2 protein-coding genes are annotated in these 9896 nt (G+C 76.1%); both read left to right on the forward strand.

Translation table 11 applies throughout. The features are described from left to right. Window positions 1-117: 117 nt before the first annotated feature. Entirely contained in the window at window positions 118-648 is a 531-nt protein-coding gene (locus ACZ6BB_RS39620) for an NlmOI (protein ID WP_471619954.1), read from the forward strand. A gap of 94 nt (window positions 649-742) precedes the next feature. After that, window positions 743-9892, forward strand: a complete 9150-nt coding sequence (locus tag ACZ6BB_RS39625; protein ID WP_471619955.1) for a type I polyketide synthase — start codon at window positions 743-745, stop codon at window positions 9890-9892. Window positions 9893-9896 lie beyond the last annotated feature (4 nt).

Raw genomic sequence — 9896 nt, forward strand, 5'->3', positions numbered from 1 at the left:
CCCACCCCCTAACCGGTCCGTACGGGCTTGTGCGACGCAATGCCGAGTCCATAAATTCCCCTCGGTATCCACAAGTGTCCACGGTATACGCGGTGCCCCGAGCTTCCGGAGTTGGCCATGAGTGCGCAGCCCATTCAGTCCTCGGACGACGCCCTGCGGGATTCCGTTCCCGCCGCGAGCGGTGAGGTCGTTCTTCCCGGCCGCGGCGAGCCGGCACCGGAAATGCGGCAACTGGATTTCCTGCTGGGAGATTTCCGCATCGAATACACGAACCTCACCACGGAAAAGGTCACCACCGGTGAGGCGAGCTGCTCCGCCCGCTCCCTCGCGGACGGCCGCTTCCTCGAACTGACCCAGCGCATCCCGGTGCCCGGCATCGTCGCCACCTGGCTCATCGGCTGGAGCGACGTCGACAAGGCGTTCACCAGCTTCTACTACGACGACTGGGGCCACCACGGTGTGTTCGGCGGCCCCGGCTGGGCCGACGGGCACTTCAGGCTCTCGGGCGAGAGCGCCGTCTTCGGCACCCGCCACGGCTTCGTCGAGGACTTCGAGGTGATCGACGACGACCACATCGTCAAGCACGGCTTCGTCGTCGTCGGCGACGAGCTGGTACCGGGCGACATCCTCCACTTCCACCGCATCTGAGCGCCGCCCGGAGCCGCCGCCGAACGGCCGGTCCCCGCCGGGCCGACGGCGTGCGCCGGCTCGTCACGTGCTGGACCCCAGGGAGGGGAAACGGATGACGGGTACGCCCGAGGCGATCGCCGTGGTCGGCATGGCCTGCCGACTGCCCGGCGCCGGCAGCCCGGCGGAGTTCGCGGCTCTGCTGGCCCGCGGCGGCGACGCCGTCGCCGAGGTGCCCGCCGCCCGCCGTGCGGCCGTCCCCGACCTTCCCGGGCTCCCGGCCCGGGGCGGATTCCTGGACCACGTGGACGCGTTCGACGCCGGCTTCTTCGGCGTCTCCCCGCGCGAGGCCGCCGCCATGGACCCCCAGCAACGTCTGCTGCTGGAACTCGGCTGGGAGGCGCTGGAACACTCCGGCACCGTCCCCGCCGGACTCGCCGGCACCCGCACGGGCGTCTTCGTCGGCGCCCTCGCCGACGACTACGCCCGGATCGTCCAGCGCTGCGGCCCCGACGCCGTCTCCGCACACACCTTCACCGGGCTGCAGCGCTCGCTCCTCGCCAACCGCGTCTCGTACACCCTCGGCCTGCGCGGCCCCAGCCTCACGGTCGACACCGGCCAGTCCTCCTCGCTCGTCGCCGTACACCTGGCCGTGGAGAGCCTCCGGCGCGGCGAGTGCGCACTCGCGCTCGCCGGCGGCGTCAACCTGATCCTGTCCCCCGACAGCACCCGCGCCGTCGCCCGCCTCGGCGCACTCTCCCCGGACGGCCGCTGCCACACGTTCGACGCCCGTGCCAACGGATACGTCCGGGGCGAGGGCGGCGGCCTGGTCGTCCTCAAGCCCCTGTCCCGGGCCCTCGCCGACGGCGACCGCGTCCACTGCCTGATCCGGGGCAGCGCCGTCAACAACGACGGCGGCGGCAGCGCCCTGACCGTCCCCGACCCCGACGCCCAGCGCGAGGTGCTCCTCCTCGCCTGCGAACGTGCGGACACCGACCCGGCCGACCTCCAGTACGTCGAACTCCACGGCACCGGAACGCCCGAGGGCGACCCCGCCGAGGCCGCCGCGCTCGGCCGCGCCCTCGGCACGGCCCGCCCCGCCGGCCGGCCGCTGCGGGTCGGCTCGGTCAAGACCAACATCGGGCACCTGGAGGGCGCCGCCGGAATCGCCGGTCTCCTCAAGACGGTGCTGTGCCTGCGCGACGCCCGTCTCGTGCCGACGCTCCACCACGAGACTCCGCACCCCCGTATCCCGCTGCGTGACCTGGGGATCGCCGTCCAGCGCACGGCCGAGCCCTGGCCGGACACCGCGGGATCACCGCGCGTCGCCGGCGTCAGCGCGTTCGGGCTGGGCGGTACGAACTGCCATGTGGTGCTGTCCAGTTGGGACGAGGACACGCACTCCGCCTCGGCCCCTGCCCCCGCCGTGGTGCCGTGGGTGTTGTCCGCCCGTACCCCCCAGGCACTCGCCGACCGTGCGCGGGCGATGCTGCGCGCCGACCCCGGGGCCGCGCCCGCCGACGTCGGCCACGCCCTGCTGACGACCCGTACCCTCTTCCCGCACCGGGCCGTGGTGCTCGGCTCCGACCACACCGCCAGGCTTCGCGGCCTCACGGCGCTAGCGGCGGGCGAACGGTCCCCCGGCCTCGTCACCTCGCCCGCCCCGGCACCCACCCGGTCCGGCCCCGGCCCCGTCTTCGTCTTCCCCGGCCAGGGCTCCCAGTGGGCCGGGATGGCCGTCGAACTCCTCGACACCCGACCGGAGTTCGCCGCCGCCTGGGACCGCTGCGAGCGCGCCCTCACCGCCTGCGTCCACTGGTCGCCGACCGATGTGCTGCGGTCCGCGCCCGGCGCCCCGGCCCCGGACCGTGTCGAGGTGCTCCAGCCCGTGCTGTGGGCCGTCATGGTCAGCCTCGCCGAGATGTGGCGCGCCCACGGGGTGGAGCCCGCCGCGGTCGTCGGACACTCGCAGGGGGAGGTCGCCGCGGCCTGTGTGGCCGGGGCGCTCTCCCTGGCCGACGGCGCGCGGATCGCCGTACGCCGGGCCGAACTGATCGGCCGCCGGCTGTCGGGCAGCGGCGGGATGGTGGCCGTCCCCGAGTCAGAGGAACACGCCCGCGCCCGGCTGGCGCCACTCGGCGGACGGGTCGAGATCGCCGCCGTCAACGGCCCCGGCTCGGTCGTGGTGGCCGGCGACACCGCCGCGCTCGACGACCTGCTGGCCTCCTGCGCAGCCGACGACGTACGCGCCCGGCGCATCGCCGTGGACTACGCGTCCCACTCCTCCCGCGTCGAGGCCGTGCGCGCCGAACTCCTCGACGCCCTGACGGACATCACCCCGCTGCCCGCCCGGGTGCCCCTGCACTCCACGGTCGACCGGGGGCAGGTGGTGCTCGGCAAGGACGGGCCGCGGCTGGACGGTGCCTACTGGTACCGGAACCTGCGCGAGCCGGTCGCCTTCGCCGCCGCCGTCACGGCGCTGGCCGAGGCGGGCCACCACACCTTCATCGAGATCAGCCCCCACCCGGTCCTCACCACCTCGGTGGCCGACACCGTCGAACACGCCGGTGGCGATCCGGTGGCCGTCCCCACGCTGCGCCGCAACCACGGCGGCCCGGCGCAGTTCGCGGCGAGCCTGGCCCAGGCGTTCGTCGCGGGGACGGACGTGGACTGGACACCCACCCTCGCCGGACACCGGCCCGGCCCGCCCGTCGAGCTGCCGACGTACCCCTTCCAGCGCCGGCGGCACTGGCTCGCCCCCGCCGACGACGTGAGCGGTGCGACCGGTACGCGCGACGGTTCCGGGACCCCGGCCCCGTACGACGGCCTCGGCGCCTCGGACACCTCCGGCGACGAACCCGGACGTCCGGGTACCGGGCCGGACCACCTCGGCACGCCACCTGACCACCTCGGTACCGGGCCGGACCACCTCGGCGCCCGGCCGGGCCCCGGTACCGCTCCGGAGGAGCCCGGCACCGGCCCGGAGCGCCCGGCCGCGCCCACCCCGCGCGATCACCTCGACCTCGTGCGGGCCGAGGCCGCCGCCGTCCTGGGGCATGACGCGGCGGCGGACGTCGACCCGGGGCTGACCTTCAAGGACCTCGGCCTGGACTCCCACCTGGCCCTCGAACTGCGCACCCGGCTGGGTGCGGCGACCGGCCGCCGGCTGCCCAGCACCCTGCTGTTCGACCACCCCACGCCCGCCGCGCTCGCCCGGCACCTCGGAGAGAGCCCCGGGGCGGAGGCGGCACCCCCGGCCCCGGCCGCCGTCGCGGCCGGGGAGCCGATCGCGATCGTCGGGATGGCCTGCCGGCTGCCCGGCGGCATCCGTGATCCCGAGGGGCTGTGGCGGGCCCTCCTGGACGGGATCGACGCGATCTCCGCGCCGCCGGCCGATCGCGGCTGGGACGACGAGGGACACCGGGGCGGCTTCCTCACCGACGCCGCCGACTTCGACGCCGACCTCTTCGGCATCGCGCCGCGCGAGGCTTTGGCGATGGACCCGCAGCAGCGACTGCTCCTGGAGACCGCGTGGGAGGCCCTGGAAGGAGCGGGCATCGCCCCGTCGTCCCTGCGCTCGACCCGGACCGGCGTCTACGTCGGCGCCATGTCCCAGGAGTACGGCCCCCGGCTCCACGACGCCCCCGACGACCTGCGGGGCCATCTGCTGACCGGGAACACGGCCGGGGTCCTCTCCGGGCGTCTGTCCTACGTCCTCGGCTGCGCGGGCCCGGCCGTCACGGTGGACACGGCCTGCTCGTCCTCGCTCGTCGCCCTCCACCTCGCCGCCGAGTCCCTCCGGCGGGGGGAGTGCTCGACGGCCCTCGCCGCGGGGGTGGCGGTGATGGCCACCCCAGGACTGTTCGCGGAGTTCGCGCGCCAGGGCGGGCTGGCGGGAGACGGCCGCTGCAAGGCGTTCGGCGCGGGGGCCGACGGCACCGGCTGGTCCGAAGGGGTGGGCGTCCTCGTCGTCGAACGCCTCTCCGACGCCCGCCGCAACGGCCGCCGCGTTCTCGCCGTGCTGCGTGGCTCGGCCGTCAACCAGGACGGTGCCTCGAACGGCCTCACCGCTCCCAACGGCTCCGCCCAGCAAGGCGTGATCCGTGACGCGCTGGCCAGTGCCGGGCTGTCACCCGCCGAGGTGGACGCCGTGGAGGCCCACGGGACGGGCACGCGGCTCGGCGACCCCGTCGAGGCCCACGCGCTGCTCGCCACCTACGGGCAGAACCGTGAACGGCCGTTGCGCCTGGGGTCGTTGAAGTCGAACATCGGCCACGCCCAGGCCGCGGCCGGAGTGGCCGGGGTCATCAAGACCGTCATGGCACTGCGGCACGGGGTGCTGCCGCGCACCCTGCACGTGGCCGAACCCTCGCCCCACGTCGACTGGTCGGCGGGGGCTATGGAACTGCTGACCGAGTCCCAGCCGTGGCCGGAGACGGGCCGTCCGCGCCGGGCCGGGGTGTCGTCGTTCGGGATCAGCGGGACGAATGCGCATGTCGTCCTCGAACAGGCGCCGGTCGGGGTCGTGAGCGGTGGCGGTGGCGGTGGCGGTGGTCGTGACGTGGGTGCCGGTGCTAGTGCCGGTGCCGGTGCCGCTGCGGAAGGCGACGGCGGCGCGGTTGGGCGGGCCGAACGGCCGGGCCCCTTGCCGGGGGCGGCGGCCCCGGTACCCCTGGTCCTGTCGGCCGCGACCGGGAGCGCGCTGCGGGCGCAGGCCGGGCGGTTGCGCGCCCGGCTCGCCGGAAACCTCCCGGAGGCCGCCCTCGGCGGGCTCGGGCACGCACTGGCCGTGACCCGGTCCGCGCTGTCGCACCGTGCCGCCGTCGTGGCCGCCGACCGGGACGAGGCCCTGGCCGGCCTGGACGCCCTGGCCGCAGGGGTCGACACACCCCTGGCCTTCGGGGCGACGGCCGCCGAGGGGCGCACCGCCTTCCTCTTCACCGGCCAGGGCAGCCAGCGAACCGGTATGGGAACGGAGTTGGCCGCCACCCACCCCGTGTTCCGGCGCGCCCTCGACGAGGTGGCGGCCCATCTCGACGCGCACCTGCCCCAGCCCCTGGCGAAGGTCCTGGCCGACGAGACGGGTCTGCTCGACCGCACGGAGTACGCGCAGCCCACGCTGTTCGCCCTCGAAGTGGCTCTCTTCCGGCAGTTGGAGCACTGGGGGATCACCCCCGACCACCTGCTCGGGCACTCCGTCGGCGCCCTCGCGGCGGCCCATGTCGCCGGGGTGCTGTCGCTGCCGGACGCCTGCCGGCTCGTCGCGGCCCGTGGGCGGCTGATGCAGGTCCTGCCGGAGACCGGCGCCATGGTCGCCGTGGAGGCCACCGAGGCGGAGATCCTGCCCGAACTCGACGGACACGAGGGCGAGTTCGCTCTCGCCGCCGTCAACGGCCCGATGTCCGTGGTGATCTCCGGTGACGCCGGGGCCGTGACCGGCGCGGCACGGAACTGGGAACGCCGGGGCCGCCGTACCCGTCGGCTGCGGGTCTCCCACGCCTTCCACTCGCCCCACATGGACGCGATGCTCGCCGCCTTCGAGGAGGTCGCCCGCTCGGTGACGTACCACCCGCCGGCGCTCTCCGTCATCAGCGACGTCACCGGCGAACCGGCCACGGACGACGACCTGTGCTCGCCCGGCTACTGGGTCCGCCACGCACGCGAGACCGTCCGCTTCCACGACGGTGTCCGCCGGCTGCGGGCGCTGGGCACGACGCGCTACGTGGAACTGGGGCCGGACGGCGTGCTAGGCGCGATGGTGCGGGAGAGTCTCGCGGAAGGGAGCGACGGGCCCGGCGCGGAGCGGGCGCGCGCGGCGGCAGTCGCCACGGCCGGGGCGGACGCGCTCGTGGTTCCGATGCTGCGCCGGGGCCGGCCCGAGCCGCAGAGCGTCATGGCAGCCGTGGCCCGGTTGCACGTGACCGGCCACGCGCCGAACTGGGCGGCGGTCTTCGAGGGGCGTCCGCCCGCCCCGCCCGGCGCCCTGCCGACCTACGCCTTCCAGCGCCGCCGCTACTGGCTCGCCCCGGCCTCGGCGCACGTTCCCGCCGCGCCCGGTACGACGCCGCTCGGCCACCCGCTGCTCACCTCGGCCCTCACCCTCGCGGCCGCCGGGCACACCACGCTGACCGGCCGGCTCTGCCGGACCGCTCAACCGTGGCTCGGCGACCGCACCGTGGGCGACAGGCCGGCCGTCCCCGACACGGTCCTCCTGGACCTCGCGGTCACCGCCGCGCGCGAGACCGGCGCCGGACACATCGTCGAACTGCGGCCCACGGCACCTCTCGTGCCGCCCCCGCACGGGGCGCTGGAGCTGCAGGTCACGGTGGGACCCCAGAACGGCGTGCACGGCCACCGCCCCGTGACCGTGCACGCCCGTCCCGAAGGTGTCGACGCCGGATGGGTCCGGTGCGCGCAGGGCGCCCTGGCCACCGCGACCCCCGGGACCCTCGCGCTCCCCGCGGGCGTCGGGGCCGACGGACCGGGCGCGACCGTCGGCACGGACGGGGCGGGGGAGTGGCCGCCGAGTGGTGCCGAGGCGGTGGACGTCCGCACGCTCACCGACGCGTCCGACCCGGACGACGCGGGGGCGCGGATCGCCTACGGGCCCGGCCTCGACGGACTGCGCAAGGTGTGGCGGCGCGGCGCCGATGTCTGGGCCGAGCTGGTCGCACCGGACACCGACCGGGTCGCAGCCGGCGACTTCGCACTGCATCCGGCGCTGCTGGAAGGCGTGCTGCACGCCCTGCGGCTGACACGGTCGGACGGCGACACGGCCTGGTGCGCGGCGACGTACCGCGACGTCAGCGTCCCGGGCGCCGCGACCGGCCGCCTGCGGGCCCGGATCAGCCCGTCGGACCACGTCGACGGCGAAGGCGACGGTCCTGGCGGTGGCGGTGGCGGTGGCGGCGCCGGCGACGTCGCTGTCGGCGTCCGGATCACGGATCCTTCCGGGCGCCTGGTGGCGAGCGTCGGCACGCTCACCTCACGCCCGCTGGCGCCCTCCACCGAGGCGTCCGCTCCCCACCACGCCGACGCCACGCCGTACGAACTCGCCTGGCGCCCGGTCGAGCGGCCGCTCGACCCGCCGTCCGCCCGCTGGGCACTGCTCGGCGACCCCGCTCTCCTTCCCGCCGGCGCCCTGCCGGGCGCCGAGCACCACCGGGACCTCGCCTCCCTCACCGCCACGGGCGCGCTCCCGGATCTTGTCGCCGCCCACTGCCATGAGGGTGCGGCGGGCGGAGGTTCGGGTGCCCCCGGGCCCGCCGCCGGCACGGTGGCCGCCGCCCGCTCCGTCGCTCGTGGAGCGGCCCGGCTGGTCCGGGCATGGCTGGCCGACGAACGGCTCGCCGACATCCGGCTGGTCGTCGTCACCCGGCGGGCGGTCTCGGTCGACGGCGAACCGTGCGAGCCCGGGGAGGCGCCCGCGTGGGGGCTGTTCCGCACCGCGCAGACCGAGCACCCCGGCCGGTTCCTGCTCGTGGACCTGGACGACGCCCCGATGTCAGCCGAGGCCCTGCCCGCGGCGGTCGCCTGCGGCGAACCCCAGGTCGCGGTACGGGCCGGCCGCCTGCACGCGCCCCGCATCGTCCGTCCGACGCCCCTCGCACCACGCCCTCCTGTCCTTGCGCCGCCGACTCTCCAGCCGCCACGGCCCGAGCCCGATACGAAGAACGGCCGGCCATCCGGCACCGCCGAGCCCGCGGGCGTTGCCCTCGACCCGGCCGGGACCGTCCTCGACCCGGCCGAGGCGGTCCTCGACCCCGCCGGCACCGTCCTCGTCACCGGCGGTACCGGTGCCCTGGGCCGGCTGGTCGCCCGGCATCTCGTCGTGCGGCACGGGGTCCGGAACCTGCTGCTGGTCAGCCGCCGGGGCGGCGACACCCCGGACATCGGCGACGTCCTCACGGCGATCGGTGCGGGAGGGGACGTGACGGTCACGCTCGCCGCCTGTGACGTGGCCGACCGGGACGCGCTCGCCGCCGTCCTCGCGCGGATACCGGACGCACACCCGCTGACCGCGGTCGTGCACACGGCCGGGGTTCTCCACGACTCCGTCGTCGAGTCCATCGACCCGGACGACCTCGACCGGGTGCTGCGGCCCAAGATCGACGCGGCGTGGCACCTGCACGAGCTGACCGCCGGGGCCGACCTCGCGGCGTTCCTCCTGTTCTCGTCCGTCTCCGGCATCAACGGGGCTGCGGGACAAGGCAGTTACGCGGCGGGCAACACCTTCCTCGACGCGCTGGCGCAAGCGCGCCGCGCCCAAGGGCTGCCCGCCGTCTCACTCGCCTGGGGGCCGTGGGCACCCGGCGCCGGCATGACCGGCGGCCTCACCGAGACCGACCTGCGCCGGATGCGCCGCACGGGCCTGCTGCCGCTCGACCCCGAGCCCGGCCTCGCGCTCCTCGACGCAGCCCTGTGCCGGCCGGGTCCCGCGGTGCGACTGCCGCTGGCGCTGTCCCTGCCGGTGGTGCGCCGGTCGGCCCACGAGGGCACGGCGGCGCCGCTCTACCGCGAACTCGCCGGCAGCGCCTGGCGCGACGCGGCCGCCCCCGGCCCCGGCCACCGGGACGGGAACGACGGGCCGACGCACCACCTCCACGCCTCGCCGCCACGGCTGTCGGTCGAGGCCGGCGGCTCCGTGCAGGAACAGGAGGCCGCCCTGCTCGAACAGGTCCGCGCGTACGCCGCCGCCGTACTCGGCCACCACGACGGGCGACGGGTGGACGCGGCCCGCACCTTCAAGGAGTTGGGGTTCGACTCCCTGATGGGCGTCGAACTCCGCAACCGGCTGACCGCCGCGAGCGGCCACCGCATGCCCGCCGGACTGCTGTTCAACCAGCCCACGCCCCAGGCGGTCGCCCAGTACCTGCGCGTCCGCCTCGCCCCGCCGGACCCGCCGGCCACCGCGGGGACACTCGCCGACGGCATCGGCCGGCTGGAGGAACTCCTCACCGGCGCGCCCGCCGACCCCGCCGAACTGCGCCACGCGGCGGGCCGGTTGCGCGCGCTGCTCGCCCGGTGCGAGGAGCCGTACACCGGCAACGCGCCGACGGCCGACGCGCGCGCCCCGATGGCGGGCGCGGGCGGCGACGGGGCGGGCGCCGGCGCGAACGGCGTGACGAGCGCCCACGGCCCGAACGGCGCGGCACCCGGCGACGCCGGCGGTGTGCGGGCGGCACTGAGCACGGCGAGCGTCGACGAGATCTTCTCCTTCATCGACCGGGAACTCGGCAACGACCGGCAGGAGCACGGGGAGTGACGGA

The organism is Streptomyces sp. NPDC041108, assembly GCF_055592645.1.